The sequence below is a fragment of the Streptomyces sp. NPDC058401 genome (assembly GCF_042722885.1).
Classification (GTDB): Bacteria; Actinomycetota; Actinomycetes; order Streptomycetales; family Streptomycetaceae; genus Streptomyces.
In genome coordinates this window covers 39,471-61,308 of sequence record NZ_JBHXKA010000027.1, presented here as the reverse complement: position 1 = coordinate 61,308, position 21,838 = coordinate 39,471, and the positions used below count along the sequence as shown (strand labels likewise).

The window sequence follows — 21,838 nt, the reverse complement described above, 5'->3', positions numbered from 1 at the left end:
TGGCCTAGGCTCGTCACATGCTGTGGCCGATGTTCGCAATCGCTCTGGGTTTCCTCGGGCTCGCCGTCCTCGCCGTGCTCGCGGTGCGGGTCTTCGTGGAGGTGCGCCGGCTTTCCGTGCAGGTCTCGGACGCCGGCCGCCGGATCGCGGAGGCCTCCGCCGACCTGGAACGGGCCGCTACGGGCCTGGCCAGGGCCGGGCGCTCCGTGCGGCCATAGCCATCCCCGGGCAACCGTCGTACTGTCTGACCACGCAAGCGGTGATGCCCCAGGGCATTGCCTCGCGTTAACCCCCGGGGGTTACGATCCTTGTCAGAACGGCTTTACCGATCGCGGTCAGAGCCGTCTTGACTACCACAACCAGCCGTTTCGGTGAGAAGGAAGACACACATGATCGGCAACCTGAAGCCCCTCGAGATCCTCCTGATCGTCGCCGTGATCTTCCTGCTGTTCGGTGCCAAGAAGCTTCCCGACATGGCCCGCTCGCTCGGCAAGTCCGCCCGCATCCTCAAGAGCGAGGCGAAGGCGATGAAGAAGGAGGGGGAGGCGGAGGACGCCGCCACCGCCGCTTCCGTCGCCGACCCGGCCCCCCAGCAGCAGGCCACGGCCCCGCGCACGATCCAGGCCTCGCCCGGTGACGTGACCAGCGCCCGCCCCGTGAACGAGCCCAACCACACCACGCAGGGCTGACGGCGGCCGGTCTTCCGGTCGCGCCCGCATCAGTCAACTGCAACGAGACAAGGGACGTGGGTTGCTCAAGTCTGCCCGCAAGCAGGAGAAGCTGGACAAGAAGGCGAAGGACGCCGAAGGGCGGATGCCCCTTGTCGAGCACCTGCGTGAGCTGAGAAACCGGCTGATGAAGGCGGTTCTTGGGATCCTCGTGATCACGATCGTGGCCGCGTTCTTCTACAAGGACCTCATCGACTTCATGATGAAGCCGATCCTGGACTCCGTCGGCTGTGCCAACGGCGTGGTCGCGCAGCGCAACGGGAAGCCCTGTGCCGCCATGACGGTCAACGGCCTCATCGCGCCGTTCTCCATCGCCCTGAAGGTCTCCCTCACCGCAGGTGTGGTGCTCTCCGCGCCGGTGTGGCTGTACCAGCTGTGGGCCTTCGTGGCCCCGGGGCTGCACAACCACGAGCGCAAGTACGCCGTGGGCTTCGTGGCGGTCGGTGCTCCGCTGTTCGGTGCGGGCGCGGTCCTCGCGTACAAGGTGCTGCCGCAGACCGCGGTGATCCTGCTGGAGTTCACCCCCGAGAACGCGAGCAACCTGCTGCCGGTCGACGACTACCTCGACCTGATCACGCGCATGATCGTGGTCTTCGGCCTGGCCTTCGAGCTGCCGCTGCTGCTGATCCTGCTCAACGTCACCGGGGTGCTGACCGCGAAGCGGCTGGCGAGCTGGTGGCGGGCGATGGTGCTGGGCATCACGATCTTCGCGGCGTTCGCGACGCCCACCGGTGACCCGCTGACGATGCTGGCGCTGGCCGCGCCGATCGTCGCCCTGTACTTCGTCGCGCTGCTGGTCTGTTACCTCAACGACCGCCGGCGGGCCCGGAACAACCCCGACGCGGGCCTGGACGACGACGAGGCCTCCGAGGTGGACCTGACCCCGGCGACCGTGGGCGCGGTCGAGCCCGTGGCGGCTCCGGGCACCCTGCCCGAGCAGGCCGACGGCGGACGCCAGCGGATCAACGGCTACGACGACGCCACCTGATCGACGCGGGCCGTCCCCGGCGGGTACATTCCCGCGGGTGAGTGCTGAGATCACCCTCCTCGTCAATCCCACCGCCGGAAGCGGCCGGGCCGCGCACGCCGCGCAGCCGGCCGCTTCCGCGCTTCGTGACGCCGGTTTCTCGGTGCGCAGCGTCGTCGGGGCCGATGCCCCCGACGCGCTGGCCCGGCTGCGCACCGCGGTGCGCGAGGGCACCGGAGCGGTGATCGCGGTCGGCGGGGACGGGCTGGTCTCCCTCGCGCTGCAGGCGCTCGCGGGCACGCTGGTGCCGCTCGGGGTGGTCGCGGTGGGCACCGGAAACGATTTCGCGCGCGCGATGGGGCTGCCCGTACGGGAACCCGCGCGGGCGGGCCGGCTGGCCGCCGAGGCGCTCAAGGAGGGCCGCCTGCGCGAGATCGACCTCGGCCGGGTGGCCGGGTCCCTCGATGGGGGCGGGGACGGTGCGGGGGCCGGCGACGGCTCCGGCGGGACCTGGTACGGGACCGTGCTGTGCTCCGGCTTCGACTCGCGGGTCAACGACAGGGGCAACCGGATGCGGCTGCCGGCCGGCCGGTTCAAGTACGACCTGGCGATGGCGCTGGAGCTGGCCGCCTTCCGGCCGTTCCCGTACCGGATCACCCTGGACGGCGGCGCGGTGCTGGAGACCGAGGCCACCCTGGTGGCCGTCGGCAACGGCTCCTCCTACGGCGGCGGCATGCGGATATGCGCGGACGCCGTCGTCGACGACGGGCTCTTCGACGTCACGGTCGTCGGCGACTGCAGCCGCACCACCCTGCTGAAGGTCTTCCCCCGGGTCTACAAGGGCACCCACCTCGACCATCCGAAGGTCACCGTCCACCGGGCCGCGAAGGTGACCCTGGAGGCGGCCGGCATCACGGCCTACGCGGACGGCGAGCCGCTGGGTCCCCTCCCGGTGACCGCGCAGTGCGTCCCGGCGGCGCTGCGGCTCCTGGCGTAGGACGTCCGGGCCCGCGCAAAAGATCGCGACTGTTGTCAGGGGTGGCGGGTAGGCTCGAAGACAAGATGACCGAAGAACTTTCTCCCGCCGAGCGGTACGCCGCTGCCCGGATCCGCGCCGCCGAAGAGAAGATGGCCCTGGCGCCCTTCCGCGCGATGTACGAATTCGACCTGGATCCCTACCAGATCGAGGCCTGCAAGGCACTGGAGGCCGGCAAAGGCGTCCTAGTCGCCGCCCCGACCGGCTCGGGCAAGACCATCGTCGGCGAGTTCGCCGTGCACCTGGCCCTGCAACAGGGCCGCAAGTGCTTCTACACCACGCCCATCAAGGCCCTGTCGAACCAGAAGTACGCCGACCTCGCCAAGCGCTACGGCGCCGACAAGGTCGGTCTGCTCACCGGCGACAACAGCGTCAACGCCAATGCCCCGGTGGTCATCATGACCACCGAGGTGCTCCGCAACATGCTGTACGCGGGCTCGCAGGCGCTGAACGGGCTGGGCTACGTGGTGATGGACGAGGTGCACTACCTCTCCGACCGGTTCCGCGGAGCCGTCTGGGAGGAAGTCATCATCCACCTCCCCGAGTCGGTGACCCTGGTCTCGCTCTCCGCCACCGTCTCCAACGCCGAGGAGTTCGGCGACTGGCTCGACACCGTGCGCGGCGACACCCAGGTGATCGTCTCCGAGGAGCGGCCCGTACCGCTGTGGCAGCACGTCATGGCCGGCCGGCGGATCTACGACCTCTTCGAGGAGGGGTCCGACCACGGCGGCCGCGGTTCCGCGCGCCGCGAGGTCAACCCCGACCTGCTGCGGATGGCGCGCGAGGAGAACAGCAGCCGGTACAGCCCGAAGGACCGGCGGCGCGGAAAGATGGTCCGCGAGGCCGACCGCGAGCGCGAGCGGCGCTCCCGCGGCCGGATCTGGACCCCTTCGCGTCCCGAGGTCATCGCCCGGCTGGACGGCGACGGGCTGCTGCCCGCCATCAACTTCATCTTCAGCCGGGCCGGCTGCGAGGCCGCCGTCCAGCAGTGCCTGTACGCGGGGCTGCGGCTCAACGACGACACCGCGCGGCTGAAGGTGCGCGAGATCGTCGAGGAGCGGACCGCCTCCATCCCCACCGAGGACCTGCACGTCCTGGGCTACTACGAATGGCTCGAAGGCCTGGAGCGGGGCATCGCCGCGCACCACGCGGGCATGCTGCCCACCTTCAAGGAGGTCGTCGAGGAGCTGTTCGTACGGGGCCTGGTGAAGGCAGTGTTCGCCACCGAGACCCTGGCGCTGGGCATCAACATGCCGGCGCGCACGGTCATCCTGGAGAAGCTCGTCAAGTGGAACGGCGAGCAGCACGCCGACATCACCCCCGGCGAGTACACGCAGCTCACCGGGCGGGCCGGGCGGCGCGGCATCGACGTCGAGGGCCACGCGGTGGTGCTGTGGCAGCGGGGCATGGACCCGGCGGGCCTGGCCGGGCTCGCGGGTACCCGTACGTATCCGCTGCGCTCCAGCTTCAAGCCCTCGTACAACATGGCCGTGAACCTGGTCCAGCAGTTCGGGCGGCACCGCTCGCGCGAGCTGCTGGAGACCTCCTTCGCGCAGTTCCAGGCCGACCGCTCGGTCGTCGGGATCTCCCGGCAGGTGCAGCGCAACGAGGAGGGCCTGGAGGGGTACAAGGAGGGCATGACCTGCCACCTCGGGAACTTCGAGGAGTACGCGCGGCTGCGCCGCGACCTCAAGGACCGGGAGAACGACCTGGCCAAGCAGGGCGCCGCCCAGCGGCGGGCGCAGGCGGCCAGTTCCCTGGAGAAGCTCAAGCCGGGCGACATCATCCACGTGCCGACGGGCAAGTTCGCCGGGCTGGCGCTGGTGCTGGATCCGGGTGTGCCGGCCGGGCGGTCCAACGGGCACCGCGGGCACGAGTACACCGAGGGCCCGCGGCCGCTGGTGCTGACCGTGGAGCGGCAGGTCAAGCGGCTCGCCGGGATCGACTTCCCGGTTCCGGTCGAGGCGATCGAGCGGATGCGGATCCCCAAGACGTTCAACGCCCGTTCCCCGCAGTCGCGTCGGGACCTGGCGTCTCAGCTGCGGACCAAGGCCGGGCACATCACGGTGGAGCGGCACCGGGGCGGCCGGGCGGCCGCTGCCGACGACCGGGAGATCACCAGGCTGCGCACCGCGCTGCGGGCGCACCCGTGCCACGGCTGCGACGAGCGCGAGGACCACGCCCGTTGGGCGGAGCGCTACCACCGGCTGCAGCGGGACACGCGGCAGCTGGAGCAGCGCATCGAGGGCCGGACGAACACCATCGCCCGGACCTTCGACCGGATCCACGCGCTGCTGACGGATCTGGACTACCTGCGCGAGGACGAGGTGACCCCGCACGGGCGGCGCCTCGCCCGGCTCTACGGAGAGCTCGACCTGCTGGCGTCGGAGTGCCTGCGGGCCGGTGTCTGGGAGGGGCTGAGCCCGGCCGAACTGGCCGCCTGCATCTCGGCGCTGGTCTTCGAGGCGCGGCAGTCCGACGACGCGGTGGCGCCGAAGGTGCCGGGCGGCGCGGCGAAGGCCGCGCTCGGCGAGATGGTCCACATCTGGGGCCGGCTCGACGCGCTGGAGGAGGAGCACGGCATCAACCAGGCGGAGGGCGTGGGCCAGCGCGAGCCGGACCTCGGCTTCGCGTGGGCGGTGTATCAGTGGGCCTCCGACAAGAGCCTGGACGAGGTGCTGCGCGAGGCGGAGATGCCGGCCGGTGACTTCGTGCGCTGGTGCAAGCAGGTCATCGACGTGCTGGGTCAGGTGGCCGCCGCGGCGCCCGCCGCTTCGGCGTCCGCGTCCGCGGATTCCCCGGGGGGCGGCAGCACCGTGGCCCGCAACGCGCGCAAGGCGGTGGACGCGCTGCTGCGCGGTGTGGTGGCGTACAGCTCGGTGGGATAGCCGCAGTTGTAGGTTCCTCCAGGAGCGGTCATGGCCGGATCTCATCTCTTGCCATGATCGCTTCGGCATGTCCTGTGAGAAAATCAGGCCATGACTGGGGCAGCGGACGAGGGGCCGAGACGGGTCGGTCGGCCGCGCGCCGATCAGCTGAGACCGGCGAGCGGACGGCCGCCGCGCGAGGAACTCCTCTACGCGGCGGCCGAGTTGTTCACGGTCAAGGGGTACGCGGCCACCACCACGCGGGCCGTGGCCGAACGGGCGGGAATGCGCCAGGCCACGATGTACCACTACTTCGGCGGCAAGGAGGAACTCCTCGCCGAACTCCTGGAGTCCACGGTCGCACCCTCCCTGGAGCTGGCCCGCCGGCTGGTCCGGGACGCGGAACGCTCCGCGGGACGCCGGCTCTGGGAGCTGTGCCGCTCGGACGTGATGCTGCTGTGCGGGGGGCCGTACAACCTGGGCGCCCTCTACCTGTTGCCGGAGGTCGCCGGTGCGCGCTTCGCCCGCTTCCGCCGGATGCGCCAGGAACTCAAGGACATCTACCGGGAGTTGCTCGACGGAACGTGCGTCGGAGCCGAACTCGCCGATGACCGTGCCGGGTTGGTGCTCCGCAACGACCTCGTCTTCGGCCTCATCGAAGGCGTCATGCTGATCCACCGCTCCGATCCCGCGCGCCCGGTCGCCGCCTTCGCAGAGGCCACCGCCGACGCGGCGCTGCGGATCGCGGGCGTCGACCTCTGAGCGGAGCCCTCAAGCGGATTCCTCAAACAGATCCTTCATGCGGATCCCTCAGGCGGATCCCTCTTCCCAGCCGGGCCGGTCCTCCCAGGCCCGCAGGGTGCGGCCGCTCTCGATGCGGTGCGCGATCCCGGTGACGGGATCGGTGAACTCCAGGGTGCGGGCCAGGAGCTGGAGCGGACGCCGGTAGTCGTCGGGCGCCGGATCGCGGACCACCGGGTAGACCGGGTCGCCCAGGATCGGCAGGCCCAGGCTGTTCATGTGCACCCGCAGCTGGTGGGTGCGCCCGGTGTGCGGGGTCAGCCGGTAGCGCCCGGTGTCCCCCTTGACCGCGAGGAGTTCGGCCAGGGTCTCGGCGTTCGGCTCGGCGCCCGCGACCTCCGTCGCCGCCATCACCCCGCGGACCTTCTCGATGTGGCTGCGCAGGGTCCGGGGGAACTCCACCGCCGGGTCGTGGGGCGCGAGCGCCTCGTACTCCTTGCGGATCCGCCGCTCCTGGAACATCAGCTGGTAGGCGCCCCGGTCCTCGGGGCGGATGCTGAACAGCACCAGCCCGGCGGTCATCCGGTCCAGCCGGTGCGCGGGGCTCAGCGCGGGCAGGCCGAGCTCCACCCGGAGCCGGGCCAGGGCCGTCTGGAAGACGTGGCTGCCGCGCGGGGTGGTGGCCAGGAAGTGCGGCTTGTCGGCCACCAGCAGGTGCTCGTCGCGGTAGACGACCCCGATCGGGAAGGGCACCACCGGCTCGGGCGGCATGTCCCGGTGGAACCACAGGAAGCCGCCGGGCTCGTACGGGTCCTGCGGCCGCAGCACCCGGCCGCCGGGGCCCAGCACCCGGCCTTCGCGCAGCAGGCGGGCCATGGACTCCTCGCCGCGCGTGCCCTCGTAGCGTGCCGTGAGGTAGGAGCCGAGGTCCGGCCAGGTCCCGTCCGGGTCGGGGGGCAGCCGCATGCGGACCGGGTCGATGCCGGAGACCTGGGGCAGGGGCGCGTCGGGGATGTGGGATCTGCGCTTCACCGGGTACAGGCTATGCGGCCGGGTCGACCCTCACGGCACTAGCCGCCGGTGAAGGTCCCCAGGTGGTCGCCGTCCAGGTACTCGATGCGGACCGTGCGGTCGGCGGGGGAGAAGAACACCCCGGTGCGGCCGACGGCGTTCTCCCCGGCGGTCTCGTAGCTGAAGGTGTCCCCGTCGTAGTGGGTGAGGGGGAAGACCATCGGCTCCGGGCCGAGGGACAGGGTCAGTTTGCCCTCGCTCGTGGCCGCCACGGTCGCCTTGCCGTAGTAGGGGTTCTCGTAGGTGCCGGTGTACGCGGAGTCCTCCGCGGCCGGCTTCGCACCGGTGGGCGGGCGGGCGTAGTCGGTGGGGGAGCGGCCCTCCTCGTCGATCCGGGCGTAGAGGGCGCCGGTCAGGGCCAGCCAGTCGGTGGTCGCCTTCCCGTGTTCGGCGGTGTCGAAGAAGTCGGCGGCGACGGCGTCGGGGAGGCCGACGGGGGCGCCGTTGGTGAGGACGACGATGCCGAGCTTCTCCAGCGGGAGCATGCTGACGCTGGTGTTGGCGCCGAGCGCGAAGGCGCCGGAGTGGCTCAGGCGCAGGCGGCCCGCGTCGTCGTAGCCGACGTTCCAGCCCAGCCCGTAGAAGCCGGTGCGTCCGGTGGGGGAGGCGGGCGGCTGCGAGACGATCTCGGGGAGGTGGGTACGGGCGAGGGTGTCGGCGGGGATGATGCGCTTGCCGTCGAGGGTGCCGCCGGAGAGCTGGAGCCGCAGCCAGCGGGACATGTCGCGGGCGGTGCTGCTCACCCCGCCGGCCGGGGACTGGGCGTCGGGATCGCGGACGAAGCGGGGGCTCCAGGTGCCGTCCGCGTTCTTCACGTGGGTGGCCGCGTGGTCGGGGGAGTCGACGAAGGCCTTGAACTCGGTGCTGGTGTGCGTCATGCCGGCGGGCTTGAAGAGGGTGTCGGCGCTGAGCTTCTGCCATGTGGCGCCGCGGGAGCGGGCGAGGGCCTCGGCTCCGGCGGTGAACCCGAAGTTGGTGTAGGCGTAGCTCGCGCGGAAGGGGCTCAGGGGTGCCAGGCGCAGATGGTCGAGGACGTACGCCTGGTCGTAGCCGAGGTCTTCGAGGAGGTCGCCGGCGTGGTCGGGCAGGCCGCTGCGGTGGGAGAGCAGGTCGGCGGTGGTGACGTGGGAGGTCACCCACGGGTCCTTGAGGGTGAAACCGGGCAGTTCGGCGTGCCGGTCGAAGTCGGCGGGCTCCTTGAGGACCCCGGCGGCGACCGTGGAGGAGATCGGTTTGGAGAGCGAGGCGACCTGGAAGACGGTGTCGGGGTCCACCGCGGCCGGGTCGCCGACGCGGCGCAGCCCGAAGCCCTTGAGGTAGACCACCTTGTCGTCGTGGACGACGGCCACGGAGACGCCGGGGACCCCGGTGCGGCGCATCATCTCGGCGACGGTGGCGTCGAGGCGCCGCACGGCCGTGTCGACCTGGGCGTCGGTGAGCTGGGCGGTGGGCGCGGGCGGCGGGCTCGGGGCGGCGGTCGCGGTCCCGGTCGCGGCCAGGAGGGCGGCTGCTCCGGCTGCCGTGAATGCGCGGAGCGTACGCATGGGGCCATTGTGCCGCCGAACGGGTGGCACCGCCTCGCGTGGCCGTCCGCGGGGTCCGGCTCGGCCGCGGGATTCACCCCTGCCGCGGGATTCAACCCGGGGCCGTGGGATTCACCCCGGCCCGGTGTGCCCCGCCGCCGTACGGGGCTCCGCTGCCGCGCCCCCGGACCTGCCGGGGGCGTCGCTTCAGGACGCGGCGCCGGCCAGGGTGCGTTCCTGCTCGGCTTCGACCTGGGCGTTCCAGTCCCGCTTGATCGCGCGCCAGCCCTCGTCGGTCTCGCCCAGCCGCCAGTAGCCGGAGATGGACAGGCGCTCGCGCGGGATGCCGCGCTCGATGCGCAGGTGGTGGCGCAGGGTTTTGACGAAGCCGGCCTCGCCGTGCACGAACGCGTGTACGTCGGAGGAGGGGAAGGTCAGGGCCTGGACGGCCTCGGCCAGTGCCTCGCCGACCGGGCGGGAACCGCGGTGGATCCAGACCGGGGCGATGCCGTCGGGAGTGGTGATCCGCTGCTCGTCCTGCGGGCCCTCGACCTCCACGAGCGCGTGGACCCGGGCCCCTGCGGGCATCGCCTCCATCGCCGCGCCGATCGCCGGCAGGGCGCTCTCGTCGCCGACCAGCAGGTGCCAGCCGGCGGCCGGGTCCGGGGCGTAGGCCCCGCCCGGGCCGAGGAAGCGCACGAGTTCACCCGGCTGGACGCGGGCCGCCCAGGGGCCGGCCAGTCCCTCGTCGCCGTGGACCACGAAGTCGAGGGTCAGTTCCAGCTGGGCCGGGTCCCAGGCGCGCACCGTGTACGCGCGCTGGCGCGGCCACTCCTCGCGGGGGTGGACCGCCTTGATCCGGTCCAGGTCCCAGGGGGTGGTGTAGCTGACGCCGGCCGGTGCGAAGAGCAGTTTCACGTAGTGGTCGGTGAATCTGCCCGCACCAAATCCGGCCAATCCCGCACCGCCCAGCACGATCCGCACCATGTGCGGACTCAACCGCTCGGTCCGCACGACCACTGCGGTGCCGACCTTGCGGGCGCGTCCTTCTGCCACGACGTCTCCCTGACTCTCCGACCCTGACTCCGTGAAGCTTAGGATTACCTAAGTTAGCACCTCAGGGGCGGAGTGCGCTGCCCAGACGTTCAACGGCTCCACTCAGGCCCCACCTGTGTGCGAGGGCCGCGACCAGATCCGGCTGCGCGGGAACGGCCGGGAGCGCCGGGTCGAACTGCGGAAGCGGAACGTCCGAAGCGACCTGGACCACCTTCGGGGCCACCGCCAGATAGGGCCGGGATTCGTCCAGCCGCTTGCGCTGGGTGGGGGTCAGCTTCGACTTCGGGTCCTCGATCGCCGCGATGATCCCGGCCAGGTCCCCGTAGGCGTCCAGCAGCTTCGCCGCCGTCTTCTCGCCGATCCCGGGGACGCCCGGCAGGCCGTCGCTCGGGTCCCCGCGCAGCAGCGCCAGATCGGCGTATCCGGGGCCGTCCACCCCGTACTTCTCGCGGAGCCAGGCCTCGTCGGTCACCTGGAGGGTGCCCACGCCCTTCAGCGGGTACAGCACCCGGCGCTGCTTCGCGTCGTCGACCAGCTGGTACAGGTCCCGGTCGCCCGTGACGATGTCCACGGGGCCGGTCGCGCGGCCGGTCAGGGTGCCGATCACGTCGTCGGCCTCGTACCCGGCGACCCCCACCCGGGCGATGCCGAAGGCGTCCAGGGCCGCCTCGATGATCGGGACCTGCGGGGCCAGGGTGTCCGGGGTCTCCTCGACGTCCGGGCCGGTTTCCGTCTCCTGCGCGACCCGGTGGGCCTTGTAGGACGGGATCAGTTCCACCCGCCAGTGGGGCCGCCAGTCGGCGTCCATGCAGGCCACCAGGTCGTCGGGCCGGTGGTCCTGCACGAGGCGGCCGATGAAGTCGAGCAGGCCGCGGACGGCGTTGACCGGTGTGCCGTCGGGGGCCTTCACGGAATCCGGCACGCCGAAGTACGCGCGGTAGTAGAGGGAAGCGGTGTCCAGGAGCATCAGGCGTCGTGTCGTCGTCACGGTCACGATGATGCACTGAGGGCAAACGGAAAGTGGCGCGGGTACGGCCTCCTCTGCCCGTGAGCGCGAAACCGGGGCCGGTTGCTGCGTAAGGTGCTTACAGCACACCGATGTGCGATGTGCGACGGACCGGACCACCGGGAACAAGGCCACCGGGAACAAGGCCACTGGGAACAAGGGGAGGGCAGCCCCGCCATGGACGACAGGGACGGCATCGACGGCAAGAGCGGACGCGAAGCGTCGACCGGATCGGACGACAAGGAGCGGGATCGGGACAAGGACTCCAGGGAGCCGCTCCGGGTGGGCGTCGCCGTGCGCAAGAGACGCCGGGCCCTGCACCTGACCCTGGCCGCCGTGTCCGCGCGCAGCGGGCTGTCGGTCCCCTTCCTGAGCCAGATAGAGAACGAGCGGGCCCGGCCCAGCATGCGGTCCCTCGAACGGGTCGCCGACGCGCTGGAGACCACCGCCGTCGACCTGCTGGCCGCCTCCGACACCGCGCGCACCGTGGACCTCGTACGGGCGGGCGACGAGTCCGCGCTGACTCCCGTCCCCGGCGTACGGCCCCTCGTGCGCGGGCACCACCAGTTGCACGCCCTGGAGTTCACCGGGGACCAGGACGCGGGCCGCGAGTACCAGCACCGCAACGACGAGCTGATGTACGTGGTCTCGGGCGCCTGCCAGGTGGAGGCCGAGGGGCGGGCGTACCGGCTGGAGAACGGCGACGCGCTGTTCCTGTCCGGCGGGGTGCGCCACCGCTGGCGGGCCGTCACCGAGGACACCCGGATCCTGATCGTGGCGGTCGGCGAGCACATCCACGCGACCTCCGAGCCGCCCTCGCCGGGACACTGACCGGATGCGGGTCGTATCGCTGGTGCCGTCCCTGACCGAGGCGGTGGCCGTGAGCGCGCCCGGTGCACTCGTCGGGGTGACCGACTGGTGCACGCACCCGGCCGGCCTGCGGGACGCGGCGCGCATCGGGGGGACGAAGAACCCCGATGTACGGGCGGTCGCGGAGCTGCGCCCGGATCTGGTCCTCGCCAACGAGGAGGAGAACCGGGCTGCGGACCTGGCGGCGCTGCGGGAGGCCGGGCTGGAGGTGCTGGTCACCGAGGTACGGGACCTCCCGCAGGCCTTCACCGAGCTGGACCGGGTGCTGGTGGGGGCCATGGGGCTGGAGCGGCCCCGGTGGCTGGCGGAAGCGGAGGCCGCGTGGGCCCGCGTCGAGCCGGCCGCGGAGCCGCGGACGGCCTTCGTACCGGTGTGGCGCAGGCCCTGGATGGTGCTGGGCCGCGACACCTTCGCGGGGGACCTGCTGGCCCGCCTCGGCGTACGCAACGCCTACGCCGGGCACGCGGAGCGCTACCCGAGGATCCCGGCCGCCGAACTGGCCGCCGCCGGCTGCGGGCTCGTGGTGTTCCCGGACGAGCCGTACCGCTTTGGACCCGGGGACGGGCCCGAGGCCTTCCCCGGGATCCCGGCCGCGTTCGTCGACGGCCGCCACCTGACCTGGTACGGCCCCTCGCTGGCCGAAGCCCCGGAGGTGCTGGGGGCGGCCCTGCGGGCGGCGCTCTAGCAGGGCCTGCTTTGGCGGGGCCTGCTTTGGCAGGACCTGCTCCGGCGGGCCCTGCTCTAGCGGGGTGCGGCCAGCAGGCGGCCGGACCACAGGCCGCGCAGGGTGTTCGCGGCGGCCAGGAGCCAGGCGGTGACCAGGGCCAGGAAGAGGGCCGCGGCCAGCCAGGAGAAGGCGGCGAGACCGGTGTGCCGGGCCAGTCCGGCGGCGCCGGTGACGCAGGTGCCGACGGGGAAGGTCAGCGCCCACCAGGTCATCGCGAACCCCATGCCGTTCCGGGCGGCCCGCAGCAGCATCGCCGCGGCCAGCGCCAGCCAGAGCAGGGCGAATCCCATCACGGGGACCCCGTAGACCACCGCGAAGGCGGAGAAGGCGCCGGAGTACTGGCCGGCCATCGACTGGGGCGCCATGTCCGCGAGGGAGTTCACCGCGGTGGTCGACTGGCCGAGGGGGCCCAGGACCAGGAACAGGGTCGGGGTGAGGACCAGGGGCAGGGGGCCGTGGAAGATCAGCCGGCCGAAGATCAGGGGGAGCAGCAGCAGGGTGGCGAGCAGGCTCAGGCCGAACAGCGCGTAGCAGCCGAGCAGCATGGCCTCGCGGGCCTGGCCGGCGGGGAGGTGGGGGATGAGCAGGGGGCCGAGCGCGGCGGAGACCATGGGGGCGACCACGGGCAGCAGCCAGACGGGGGTGGCCTGGTGGGCCTCGACCTTGTGGCGGACCACCATCAGGTAGGGGATGGCCACGGCGGCGAGGAGGCCTGTGGCGGTGCCGGCGGTGAACAGGACGGTGTCCACGGCGATGGCCGCGGGGAGGCCGATGAGGTCCTTGCCGACGATCAGCGCGCCGCCGCCGACGGCCAGCAGGGCCATCGAGAGACAGCCGTAGAAGGGGGCCACGGCGGGGTCCAGGAGGTGGGCGCGGGCCTGGTCGCGGTGGTGGCGCCAGTGGCCGGCCCGGGCGGTCAGCAGGACCGCGAGGGCGGTGGCGGCCAGCACCCAGAAGATCTGGCAGACCACGCGCTGGCCGGGGAGCTGGTACGGGAGGGTCGCGCCGGCATTGGCGATGATCGCCGTGCCCATGACGGAGGCGTACCAGTTGGGGCCGAGGTGCCGCAGGGACGGGGCCTTGTGGGCCGCTGCGGTGGGGAGGGTCCCGGGGGTGGTGGGGCGGGGGCGTACGAGCGTGGTGGCCATGGGTCCAGCGTCCCGCCGGGCGGGGCCGGACGGCAGAGGGTCTCTTCCTATGAGGGCATAAACTGAAGTTATGGGTAATGGGAGCGGCAATGAGGAGTGGGTCGAGGGGCAGGTTCCCCTGGCGCACCGGGTCCCCGATCTGGGAGCCATGGAACTGCTGCTCGCGGTCGCGCGCGTGGGCAGCCTGAGCGCCGCCGCGCGGCGGCTCGGGATCACTCAGCCCGCCGCCAGCAGCCGGATCCGGGCGATGGAGACCCGGCTCGGGGTCGCCCTCGTGGACCGCTCCCCGCGCGGATCGACGCTGACCGCGGAGGGCGCGCTCGTCACGGACTGGGCCCGGCGGGTCGTCGAGGCCGCCGAGGCCTTCGACGCGGGCGCGCAGGCGCTGCGGGGCCGCCGCGACTCGCGGCTGCGGGTCGCCGCCAGCATGACCATCGCGGAGTACCTGCTGCCCGGCTGGCTGATCGCGCTGCGCGGGCAGCGGCCGGACACGGCGGTGTCGCTGCACGCGGGGAACTCGGCGGTGGTCGCGGAGCGGGTGCTCGCGCACGAGGCGGACCTCGGCTTCGTCGAGGGGCTGAGCGTGCCCGAGGGACTGGACTCGGTGGTCATCGCGCAGGACCGCCTCGTGGTGGCGGTGGCCCCCGGGCACCCCTGGGCCCGGCGCTCGCGCGGGGTGGAGCCGGCGGAGCTGGCGGCGACCCCGCTGATCCTGCGGGAACGGGGGTCGGGGACCCGGCAGGTCCTCGACGCGGCGCTGGCCGGGTGCGGGGGGCTCGCCGAGCCCTTGCTCGAACTGGCCTCCACCACCGCGGTGAAGGCGGCCGCGGTGAGCGGGGCCGGGCCGTGCGTGCTGTCGGAACTGGCCGTCGGGGACGAGATGGCGGGGCGGCGGCTGGTGTCCGTGCCGGTGCTCGGGGCGGGGCTGGAGCGGGAGCTCCGCGCGGTCTGGCCCGCCGGAGCCCGCCCGGCGGGGCCCGCCCGCGACCTCCTGGCGCTGACCCGCCGCTGACGCGAAGCCCGCCTGGGGAGCTGCCCTGCGGGGCGGAGTCCCCTACCCGCCCTTCGCCCGTTCCCCGGGCAGCGCCCGGACCCCCTTCTGGGGCTCCGCCCCAGACCCCGCGCCTCAAACGCCGGCGGGGCTGGATTTCCGGATCCAGGGCCTCAAACGCCGGACGGCTGGATGGGGCGGGGTCGGCTGGCGTGTTCGGAGGCTGCGGTGATCAGGGCGGACATGACGCGGGTGTCCTTGTCCAGTTCCGGGTGCCATTGGACGCCCAGGGTCCAGGGGGTGGGGAGTTCGATGGATTCCACCGTGCCGTCGGGGGCGTGGGAGGAGGCGATGAGGCCGCGGCCCAGGCGGTCCACGGCCTGGTGGTGGTAAGTGGGGACCTCGGAGACCTCCGGGACCAGGGCCGCGTACAGGGTGCCGGGGACCGGGGTGACCGGGTGCCAGGAGACCACGCCGGGGCTCAGCACGTGGCCGTCGATGTGCTGGATCAGGGTGCCGCCCAGGGCCACGTTCAGCGCCTGCATGCCGCGGCAGATGCCGAGCAGGGGGGTGCGGGAGGCGAGGGCGGCCGAGATCAGGGAGAGCTCCCACGTGTCGCGCAGGGTGGCCGCCGGTCCGGTGCGGGGATCGCGCGCAGCCCCGTACCGGACCGGGTCCACGTCCGGGCCACCCGCGACGACCAGGCCGTCCAGCCGGCTCAGCACCTCCGCCGCCGCCTCCGGTTCGTCCGGCGGGAGCAGGACGGCGGTGCCGCCCGAGGCCTGGACGAGCTCGTAGTACCCGGTGGGGATGAGGGCCGTCGGGACGTCCCACACCCCGTACCGGGTGGACTGTTCGACGTAGGTGGTGATGCCGATGAGCGGCCTGGGCACGGGGATACCTCCGGGGGACGGCGGGTGGGGATCAGTCGCGGGAGAGCTCGGCCTCGGCTTCCGCCAGCGCCGCGAACTCCTCCTCCGGAGCGGAGGCCACCAGGTGGTGCCGACTGTAGAACGCGAAGTAGGCGAGGGCGACGGCGTACACGGCCAGCGCGATGAACGCCGCGTCCTTGTCCACCAGGAAGGTGGCGACCAGGGCCGAGAGGGCCAGGACGAAGGCCACCGTGGAGGTCACGATGCCGCCCGGAGTGCGGTACGGGCGCTCCAGGCCGGGCTCGCGGCGCCGCAGGACGATGTGGGAGAGGGCCATGAGGGCGTAAGAGATGGTCGCGCCGAAGACCGCCATGTTCAGCATGCGCGGCCCGTTGCCGGTGGCGGCGGCCAGCGCGAAGCCGATGGCGCCGGGGATGAGCAGGCCCAGGTACGGGGCCTTGCGCTTCGAGGTCAGGGACAGGAAGCGCGGGAGGTAGCCCGCCCGGGACAGGGCGAACAGCTGGCGGGAGCCGGCGTAGATGAGGGAGAAGAAGGAGGCCACCAGCCCGGCCAGGCCCGCGTAGTTGACGAAGGTCTTCAGCCAGGAGAGGCCGAGGTCGCCCTCCAGGGCGACGACCAGCGGGTTGCCCGCGTCCTTGATGGCGTCCGCGCCGCGCGCACCGGTCGAGGCGAGGAAGGTGACCAGGGCGAGCAGGACCAGGATGCCCATGGAGATCGACAGGGCGCGCGGTACCGAGCGGACCGGGTCCTTGGCCTCCTCCGCGGCCAGCGGCACGCCCTCGACCCCGAGGAAGAACCACATGCCGAAGGGGAAGGCGGCCCAGATCCCGAGGATGCCCAGCGGCAGCCAGGAGCTCGCGCCGGCGGCGGTGGTGTCGACGGCGATGTTGTCGAGGTTGGCGGGGTCGAACTGGGTGAACGCGCCGACGGCGAAGACGACCAGTGCGATCACGGCGATGGCGGTGACGACCAGGGAGAAGCTCAGGGCTTCGCCCACGCCCCAGAGGTGGATGCCTATGAAGACGACGAAGCAGGCGAGGTAGACCGGCCAGCCCGAGGTGAGGCCGAAGAGGTTCAGGGACTCCACGTAGTCGCCGATGAAGATGGCGATGGCGGCCGGGGCGAGGATGTACTCGATGAGGATCGCGGTGCCGGTGAGGAAGCCGCCCCAGGTGCCGAGCGCCCGGCGGGCGAAACCGTAACCGCCGCCCGCGGTGGGCAGGATCGCCGACAGTTCGGCGAGGGAGTAGACCAGGCACGCGTACATCGCGCCCATCAGGACGGTGGCGATGGCGAGGCCGCCGAATCCGCCCTGGGCGAGGCCGATGTTCCAGCCGGAGAAGTCGCCGGAGACCACGTAGGCGACGCCGAGACCGGTGAGCAGTAGCCAGCCGGCGCTGCCGCGGCGCAGGGTGCGGCGCTCCAGGTAGCCGTCGCCGCCGTTCTCGGGGGTCCCGTTTCCGGGAGGCGTGGTCTGTTCGGGTACGGCTGCCAGCCGTGCGCCGGTGTCGTCGGCCATGTGCGCTCCTGCTGCCTAGGGCAATGGTTGTGGGGCGTACCTTTGCTGCTCGGGCGTGGCGGGCGCAAGACCCCTGCGTTAAACGGGGGTTACGAAAGGCTCTCGGCCGCCTCCGCGGGGCCGGCCCGCAGCCTCCCCGTCGCCTCCGGGAGGCCTCCCGGCCGGCCCCACGAGGCCTCCCGGCCCCCTCCGCGGGCCCCCGGCCGCCCCGGGTTCAGGTCAGGAACCCCCGCAGCAGCGCCGCCGTGCCGCAGCAGTGCTCGCGCATCACCTCGCGGGCCGCCTGCGGGTCCCGGTCCAGGACCGCCTCCACCAGCGTGCTGTGCTGCTGCTGCGAGTGCTCCAGGTTGCGCACCAGCAGCGGGATGCAGTCCAGCAGGTCGTTCACGGTGGCGCGGACGGCCGCGTACTGGGCCGTCAGGGTGGCGGATCCGGCGAGTTCGCACAGGGTGAGGTGGAAGAGCGTGTCCTGGCGGCGGTAGTCGGGCAGCGGGGCGTCGTGGGTGGCGGTCAGCGCGCCGAGCAGCCGGTCGGTGTCCCGCTCCGACAGGCCCTGGGAGGCGCACAGGCCGGCCGCCCCCACCTCCAGGACCTCGCGGAAGCGCAGCACGTCCTCGATGTCCACGCCCGCGACCCGGCGCCGCAGTTCCTCCTCCATGCCCCCGGCCGGGGTGTCGGGGCGGGGCAGGACAAACGTTCCGCCGTACCGTCCGCGCCGGGCCTCCACCAGGCCCTGGTCCTGGAGTACCTTCAGCACCTCGCGGAGCGTCACCCGGCTGATCCCCATCCGCTCGGCCAACTCGCGCTCCGGCGGCAGCCGTTCCCCGCCCGGCACCAGTCCGAGCCGGACCACCTGGAGGATCTGCTCCAGCGCCTCCTCGAAACCGTTCCCCGCCCGCACCTGCCGCAGCACGGGATTGAGCCGCCGGGCGGCCTCGTCCTCGCTCGCCGTATCGGTCATCTCGCCTCCTCCCCTTCCCAAGCAATGGTTCTATTCAATACCTTAGGCCCCCTCGGCTCACCGAAGGAGAGAATCCCGTGGTAGACCGCAAGCCGCCGCTTTCGCCCGAAGAGCTTCGTGTTCTCGTCGCGAGCGGTGAAATCGACACAGTGGTCCTGGCCTTCCCCGACATGCAGGGGCGCCTCCAGGGCAAGCGGTTCGCCGCACAGTTCTTCCTCGACGAGGTCCTCCAGCACGGCACCGAGGGATGCAACTACCTCCTCGCCGTCGACACCGACATGAACACCGTCGACGGGTACGAGATGTCCTCCTGGGACCGGGGCTACGGCGACTTCGCCATGCACCCCGACCTCGCCACCCTGCGCCGGATCCCGTGGAACCCGGGCAGCGCCTTCCTCATCGCCGACCTCGGCTGGAACGACGGCACGCCCGTGGTCGCCGCACCCCGGCAGATCCTGCGCCGCCAGCTCGAACGCCTCGGCGAACACGGCTACAAGGCGATGGTGGGCACCGAGCTGGAGTTCATGGTCTTCCAGGACACCTACGAGCAGGCCTGGAACTCCAACTACCGGGGCCTGACCCCCGCCAACCAGTACAACATCGACTACTCCGTCCTCGGGACCGGCCGCATCGAACCCCTGCTGCGCCGCATCCGCAACGAGATGCAGGCCGCCGGGCTGGTCGTGGAGTCGGCCAAGGGGGAGTGCAACCTCGGCCAGCACGAGATCGCCTTCCGCTACGACGAGGCGCTGACCACCTGCGACCAGCACTCCGTCTACAAGACGGGGGCCAAGGAGATCGCCGCCCAGGAGGGGGTCTCGCTCACCTTCATGGCCAAGTACGACGAGCGCGAGGGCAACTCCTGTCACATCCACCTCTCGCTCTCCGATGCCGACGGACGCAACGCGATGGCCGGTGAGGGGCCGGACGCGCACGAGCACGGCGGTATGTCGCCCGTGATGCGCCACTTCCTGGCCGGCCAGCTCGCCGCGCTGCGCGACTTCTCCCTTCTCTACGCCCCGAACATCAACTCCTACAAGCGTTTCCGGCCGGGATCCTTCGCGCCGACCGCCGTCGCCTGGGGCGTGGACAACCGGACCTGCGCGCTGCGGGTGGTCGGCCACGGCCGCTCCATGCGCTTCGAGAACCGCCTGCCCGGCGGCGACGTCAACCCCTACCTCGCCGTCTCCGGCCTGGTCGCGGCCGGTATCTACGGCATCGAGAACCGCCTGGAGCTGCCCGAGCCCTGCGCCGGCAACGCCTACACGGCCGACTTCGCGCACGTTCCCACCACCTTGCGCGAGGCCGCCGAGCTCTGGGAGAACAGCGAGATCGCCAAGGCCGCCTTCGGCCCCGAAGTCGTCGCCCACTACCGGAACATGGCCCGCGTCGAACTGGACGCCTACGACTCCGCCGTGACCGACTGGGAACTGCGCCGCTCCTTCGAACGCCTCTAGGAGCCGTTCCGAGGGTCCCCGCGCACGCGCACCGCATGACCGGACCCGCCCTTACCGGACCCACCGCACCCACCGCACCCGAACGTCTGAAAGGCCACCACGTGTCCGATGCGCTGGAAGTCTTGAATCCGGCCACCGAGGAACTCGTCGCCGTCGTCCCGGCCGCCACACGGGACGACGTCGACGCCGCCGTCGCACGGGCCACCGCCGCCCAGCGGGCCTGGGCGGCGGCAGCGCCCGCCGACCGGGCCAGACTGCTGCGCCGCTTCGCCGCGGTCGTCGACGGGCACGTCGAGGAACTGGCGCTGCTGGAGGTCCGGGAGGCGGGCCACACCATCGGAAACGCCCGCTGGGAAGCCGGCAACGTCCGTGACGTGCTCGACTTCGCCGCCGGGGGAGTGGAACGGCTCTCCGGCCGCCAGATCCCCGTCGCCGGCGGCATCGACGTCACCTTCCTCGAACCCCTCGGTGTCATCGGCGTGATCGCGCCGTGGAACTTCCCCATGCCGATCGCCGCCTGGGGCCTGGCCCCGGCGCTCGCCGCCGGCAACGCGGTCATCCTCAAGCCCGCCGAGACCACCCCGCTCACCGCGCTGCGCCTCGCCGAGCTCGCCCTGGAGGCGGGACTGCCCGAGCACCTGTTCCAGGTGCTGCCCGGCCGGGGCGAGGTGGCGGGCGACGCCCTCGTCGAGCACCCGGGGGTGGCCAAGATCGTGTTCACCGGCTCCACCCGGATCGGCAAGCGGATCATGGCCAAGTGCGCCGACCGGGTGAAGCGGCTCACCCTCGAACTCGGTGGCAAGAACCCCAACATCGTCTTCGCCGACGCGGACCTGGAGGCGGCGGCGGCCGCGGCCCCGATGTCCTTCCTGGACAACACCGGGCAGGACTGCTGCGCCCGTACGCGGATCCTCGTACAGCGCTCCGCGTACGACCGGTTCATGGAGCTGCTCGCCCCCGCCGTCGAGAAGGTGGTCGTCGGGGACCCGTACGACGAGAACACGCAGCTCGGGCCGCTGATCTCGCGGGTGCAGCTGGACCGCGTACGGTCCTACGTCACCGATGACCTCACCGTCATCCGCGGCACCGCCCCCGAGGGACCCGGCTTCTGGTACCCCCCGACCCTCGTCACCGGCGTCGACCCCACCGCCGCCATCGCCACCGAGGAGGTCTTCGGACCGGTCGCCGTCGTCCTGCCCTTCGAGGACGAGGAGGACGCCGTACGCCTGGCCAACGCCACCGACTACGGCCTCGCCGGCTCCCTGTGGACCCGCGACGTGGGCCGCGCGCTGCGCGTCTCGCGCGCCGTCGCCGCGGGCAACCTGTCGGTCAACTCCCACAGCAGCGTCCGCTACTGGACCCCCTTCGGCGGCTACAAGCAGTCCGGACTCGGGCGCGAGCTCGGACCCGACTCCCTCACCGCTTTCACCGAGACCAAGAACGTCTTCATCAGCACGGAGGCCTGAACAGCATGAGCACTGAGTCCACCGAAGAGATCGTCTGCCGCCGGCTGGTCGGGCGCACCGCCGTCATCACCGGAGCCGGCAGCGGCATCGGCCTCGCCACCGCCCGCCGACTGGCCTCGGAAGGCGCCAACGTCGTCTGCGGCGACATCGACGAGACCGCGGGCAAGGCCGCGGCCGAGGAGGTCGGCGGCACGTTCGTCAAGGTCGACGTCACCAGCCCGGAGGAGGTCGAGGCCCTGTTCAAGACCGCCTTCGACACCTACGGCTCCGTGGACATCGCCTTCAACAACGCCGGCATCTCGCCCCCGGACGACGACTCGATCCTCACCACCGGCCTGGAGGCCTGGAAGCGGGTCCAGGACGTCAACCTGACCTCCGTCTACCTCTGCTGCAAGGCCGCCCTGCCCTACATGCAGCGCCAGGGCCGCGGCTCCATCATCAACACGGCCTCCTTCGTGGCCCGGATGGGCGCCGCCACCTCGCAGATCTCCTACACCGCCTCCAAGGGCGGCGTGCTCGCCATGTCCCGCGAGCTCGGCGTGCAGTTCGCCCGCGAGGGCATCCGCGTCAACGCGCTCTGCCCGGGACCCGTCAACACCCCGCTGCTGCAGGAGCTGTTCGCCAAGGACCCGGAGCGCGCCGCCCGCCGGATCGTGCACATCCCGCTGGGCCGGTTCGCCGAGCCCACCGAGATCGCCGCGGCCGTCGCCTTCCTCGCGAGCGACGACTCCTCCTTCATCAACGCCACCGACTTCCTGGTCGACGGCGGGATCTCCGGCGCGTACGTGACGCCCCTTTAACCGGCTTCGCC

The 21,838-nt window shown here is 72.1% G+C and carries 20 protein-coding genes; 12 read left to right on the top strand and 8 right to left on the bottom strand.

Annotated features, from left to right (window positions below):
- Positions 1–17 precede the first annotated feature (17 nt).
- The 6 genes from ACFWNV_RS13095 to ACFWNV_RS13070 all read left to right on the top strand — a co-directional run bounded on the left by ACFWNV_RS13095 (position 18) and on the right by ACFWNV_RS13070 (position 6,360).
- A complete protein-coding gene (locus ACFWNV_RS13095; RefSeq protein ID WP_383944984.1) occupies positions 18–218 on the top strand; it encodes a hypothetical protein in 201 nt (66 codons plus the stop codon).
- 171 nt (positions 219–389) lie between these two features.
- Positions 390–689, top strand: a complete 300-nt coding sequence (tatA, locus tag ACFWNV_RS13090) for a Sec-independent protein translocase subunit TatA (protein ID WP_243334040.1) — start codon at positions 390–392, stop codon at positions 687–689.
- 61 nt (positions 690–750) lie between these two features.
- On the top strand, positions 751–1,716 hold the full coding sequence (tatC, locus tag ACFWNV_RS13085) for a twin-arginine translocase subunit TatC (protein WP_383944979.1): 966 nt from the start codon (positions 751–753) through the stop codon (positions 1,714–1,716).
- Between the two features lie 37 nt (positions 1,717–1,753).
- Positions 1,754–2,692 carry a diacylglycerol kinase gene (locus tag ACFWNV_RS13080; protein WP_383944976.1) on the top strand — a complete coding sequence of 313 codons (939 nt, stop codon included), beginning with the start codon at positions 1,754–1,756 and terminating at the stop codon, positions 2,690–2,692.
- 65 nt (positions 2,693–2,757) lie between these two features.
- Complete coding sequence (locus tag ACFWNV_RS13075; protein ID WP_383944973.1) at positions 2,758–5,619, top strand: DEAD/DEAH box helicase; 2,862 nt, start codon at positions 2,758–2,760, stop codon at positions 5,617–5,619.
- Positions 5,620–5,709: 90 nt separating this feature from the next.
- The gene (locus ACFWNV_RS13070; protein WP_383944970.1) at positions 5,710–6,360 is read left to right on the top strand and encodes a helix-turn-helix domain-containing protein; all 651 of its coding nucleotides are present in this window, start codon (positions 5,710–5,712) and stop codon (positions 6,358–6,360) included.
- Between the two features lie 48 nt (positions 6,361–6,408).
- On the opposite strand, the gene ACFWNV_RS13065 is transcribed toward ACFWNV_RS13070, so the two are convergent.
- The 4 genes from ACFWNV_RS13065 to ACFWNV_RS13050 all read right to left on the bottom strand — a co-directional run bounded on the left by ACFWNV_RS13065 (position 6,409) and on the right by ACFWNV_RS13050 (position 10,956).
- Positions 6,409–7,371, bottom strand: coding sequence for an RluA family pseudouridine synthase (locus ACFWNV_RS13065; protein WP_383944967.1), 963 nt, complete (start codon positions 7,369–7,371; stop codon positions 6,409–6,411).
- 38 nt (positions 7,372–7,409) lie between these two features.
- A complete protein-coding gene (locus tag ACFWNV_RS13060; RefSeq protein ID WP_383944964.1) occupies positions 7,410–8,954 on the bottom strand; it encodes a serine hydrolase in 1,545 nt (514 codons plus the stop codon).
- A gap of 186 nt (positions 8,955–9,140) precedes the next feature.
- The gene (locus ACFWNV_RS13055) at positions 9,141–9,989 is read right to left on the bottom strand and encodes a siderophore-interacting protein (protein ID WP_383944961.1); all 849 of its coding nucleotides are present in this window, start codon (positions 9,987–9,989) and stop codon (positions 9,141–9,143) included.
- A 61-nt stretch (positions 9,990–10,050) separates the two neighbouring features.
- Positions 10,051–10,956, bottom strand: coding sequence for a 5'-3' exonuclease H3TH domain-containing protein (locus tag ACFWNV_RS13050; protein ID WP_383945023.1), 906 nt, complete (start codon positions 10,954–10,956; stop codon positions 10,051–10,053).
- Positions 10,957–11,172: 216 nt separating this feature from the next.
- Between ACFWNV_RS13050 and ACFWNV_RS13045 the strand changes: the two genes are divergently transcribed.
- Both ACFWNV_RS13045 and ACFWNV_RS13040 read left to right on the top strand, forming a co-directional pair.
- Positions 11,173–11,826 (top strand): helix-turn-helix domain-containing protein, encoded by a 654-nt coding sequence (locus ACFWNV_RS13045; RefSeq protein WP_383944959.1) that lies wholly within the window; start codon positions 11,173–11,175, stop codon positions 11,824–11,826.
- Between the two features lie 4 nt (positions 11,827–11,830).
- A complete protein-coding gene (locus ACFWNV_RS13040) occupies positions 11,831–12,550 on the top strand; it encodes a helical backbone metal receptor (protein WP_383944957.1) in 720 nt (239 codons plus the stop codon).
- Between the two features lie 56 nt (positions 12,551–12,606).
- Here the strand turns inward: ACFWNV_RS13040 and ACFWNV_RS13035 are convergent, their stop codons facing one another.
- On the bottom strand, positions 12,607–13,740 hold the full coding sequence (locus tag ACFWNV_RS13035) for a TDT family transporter (protein WP_383944954.1): 1,134 nt from the start codon (positions 13,738–13,740) through the stop codon (positions 12,607–12,609).
- A 70-nt stretch (positions 13,741–13,810) separates the two neighbouring features.
- On the opposite strand from ACFWNV_RS13035, the gene ACFWNV_RS13030 reads away from it, so the two are divergent.
- Positions 13,811–14,752: a LysR family transcriptional regulator gene (locus tag ACFWNV_RS13030; protein WP_383944951.1), complete on the top strand. Its 942-nt coding sequence runs from the start codon at positions 13,811–13,813 to the stop codon at positions 14,750–14,752.
- Between the two features lie 152 nt (positions 14,753–14,904).
- On the opposite strand, the gene ACFWNV_RS13025 is transcribed toward ACFWNV_RS13030, so the two are convergent.
- The 3 genes from ACFWNV_RS13025 to ACFWNV_RS13015 form a co-directional block, all read right to left on the bottom strand.
- Entirely contained in the window at positions 14,905–15,624 is a 720-nt protein-coding gene (locus tag ACFWNV_RS13025; protein WP_383944949.1) for a gamma-glutamyl-gamma-aminobutyrate hydrolase family protein, read from the bottom strand.
- Positions 15,625–15,655: 31 nt separating this feature from the next.
- A complete protein-coding gene (eat, locus tag ACFWNV_RS13020; protein WP_383944946.1) occupies positions 15,656–17,143 on the bottom strand; it encodes an ethanolamine permease in 1,488 nt (495 codons plus the stop codon).
- 214 nt (positions 17,144–17,357) lie between these two features.
- Positions 17,358–18,104 (bottom strand): FadR/GntR family transcriptional regulator, encoded by a 747-nt coding sequence (locus tag ACFWNV_RS13015; RefSeq protein WP_383944943.1) that lies wholly within the window; start codon positions 18,102–18,104, stop codon positions 17,358–17,360.
- A 77-nt stretch (positions 18,105–18,181) separates the two neighbouring features.
- Here ACFWNV_RS13015 and ACFWNV_RS13010 point away from each other — a divergent pair, with 77 nt between their 5' ends.
- From ACFWNV_RS13010 to ACFWNV_RS13000, 3 genes are all read left to right on the top strand, one after another.
- Complete coding sequence (locus tag ACFWNV_RS13010) at positions 18,182–19,561, top strand: glutamine synthetase family protein (RefSeq protein WP_383944940.1); 1,380 nt, start codon at positions 18,182–18,184, stop codon at positions 19,559–19,561.
- A 101-nt stretch (positions 19,562–19,662) separates the two neighbouring features.
- Positions 19,663–21,027 (top strand): aldehyde dehydrogenase family protein, encoded by a 1,365-nt coding sequence (locus ACFWNV_RS13005; protein ID WP_383944937.1) that lies wholly within the window; start codon positions 19,663–19,665, stop codon positions 21,025–21,027.
- Positions 21,028–21,032: 5 nt separating this feature from the next.
- Positions 21,033–21,827 carry a 3-oxoacyl-ACP reductase gene (locus ACFWNV_RS13000; RefSeq protein WP_351384580.1) on the top strand — a complete coding sequence of 265 codons (795 nt, stop codon included), beginning with the start codon at positions 21,033–21,035 and terminating at the stop codon, positions 21,825–21,827.
- Positions 21,828–21,838: the final 11 nt, after the last annotated feature.

Excerpts from the sequence above, each read along its gene's own strand:
- ACFWNV_RS13070 (WP_383944970.1), top strand. The coding sequence starts at position 5,710 with ATGACTGGGGCAGCGGACGAGGGGCCGAGACGGGTCGGTCGGCCGCGC.
- ACFWNV_RS13075 (WP_383944973.1), top strand. The coding sequence starts at position 2,758 with ATGACCGAAGAACTTTCTCCCGCCGAGCGGTACGCCGCTGCCCGGATC.
- eat (WP_383944946.1), bottom strand. The coding sequence starts at position 17,143 with ATGGCCGACGACACCGGCGCACGGCTGGCAGCCGTACCCGAACAGACC.
- ACFWNV_RS13015 (WP_383944943.1), bottom strand. The coding sequence starts at position 18,104 with ATGACCGATACGGCGAGCGAGGACGAGGCCGCCCGGCGGCTCAATCCC.
- tatA (WP_243334040.1), top strand. The coding sequence starts at position 390 with ATGATCGGCAACCTGAAGCCCCTCGAGATCCTCCTGATCGTCGCCGTG.
- ACFWNV_RS13095 (WP_383944984.1), top strand. The coding sequence starts at position 18 with ATGCTGTGGCCGATGTTCGCAATCGCTCTGGGTTTCCTCGGGCTCGCC.
- ACFWNV_RS13040 (WP_383944957.1), top strand. The coding sequence starts at position 11,831 with ATGCGGGTCGTATCGCTGGTGCCGTCCCTGACCGAGGCGGTGGCCGTG.
- ACFWNV_RS13035 (WP_383944954.1), bottom strand. The coding sequence starts at position 13,740 with ATGGCCACCACGCTCGTACGCCCCCGCCCCACCACCCCCGGGACCCTC.
- ACFWNV_RS13030 (WP_383944951.1), top strand. The coding sequence starts at position 13,811 with ATGGGTAATGGGAGCGGCAATGAGGAGTGGGTCGAGGGGCAGGTTCCC.
- ACFWNV_RS13060 (WP_383944964.1), bottom strand. The coding sequence starts at position 8,954 with ATGCGTACGCTCCGCGCATTCACGGCAGCCGGAGCAGCCGCCCTCCTG.
- ACFWNV_RS13045 (WP_383944959.1), top strand. The coding sequence starts at position 11,173 with ATGGACGACAGGGACGGCATCGACGGCAAGAGCGGACGCGAAGCGTCG.
- ACFWNV_RS13050 (WP_383945023.1), bottom strand. The coding sequence starts at position 10,956 with ATGCTCCTGGACACCGCTTCCCTCTACTACCGCGCGTACTTCGGCGTG.
- ACFWNV_RS13000 (WP_351384580.1), top strand. The coding sequence starts at position 21,033 with ATGAGCACTGAGTCCACCGAAGAGATCGTCTGCCGCCGGCTGGTCGGG.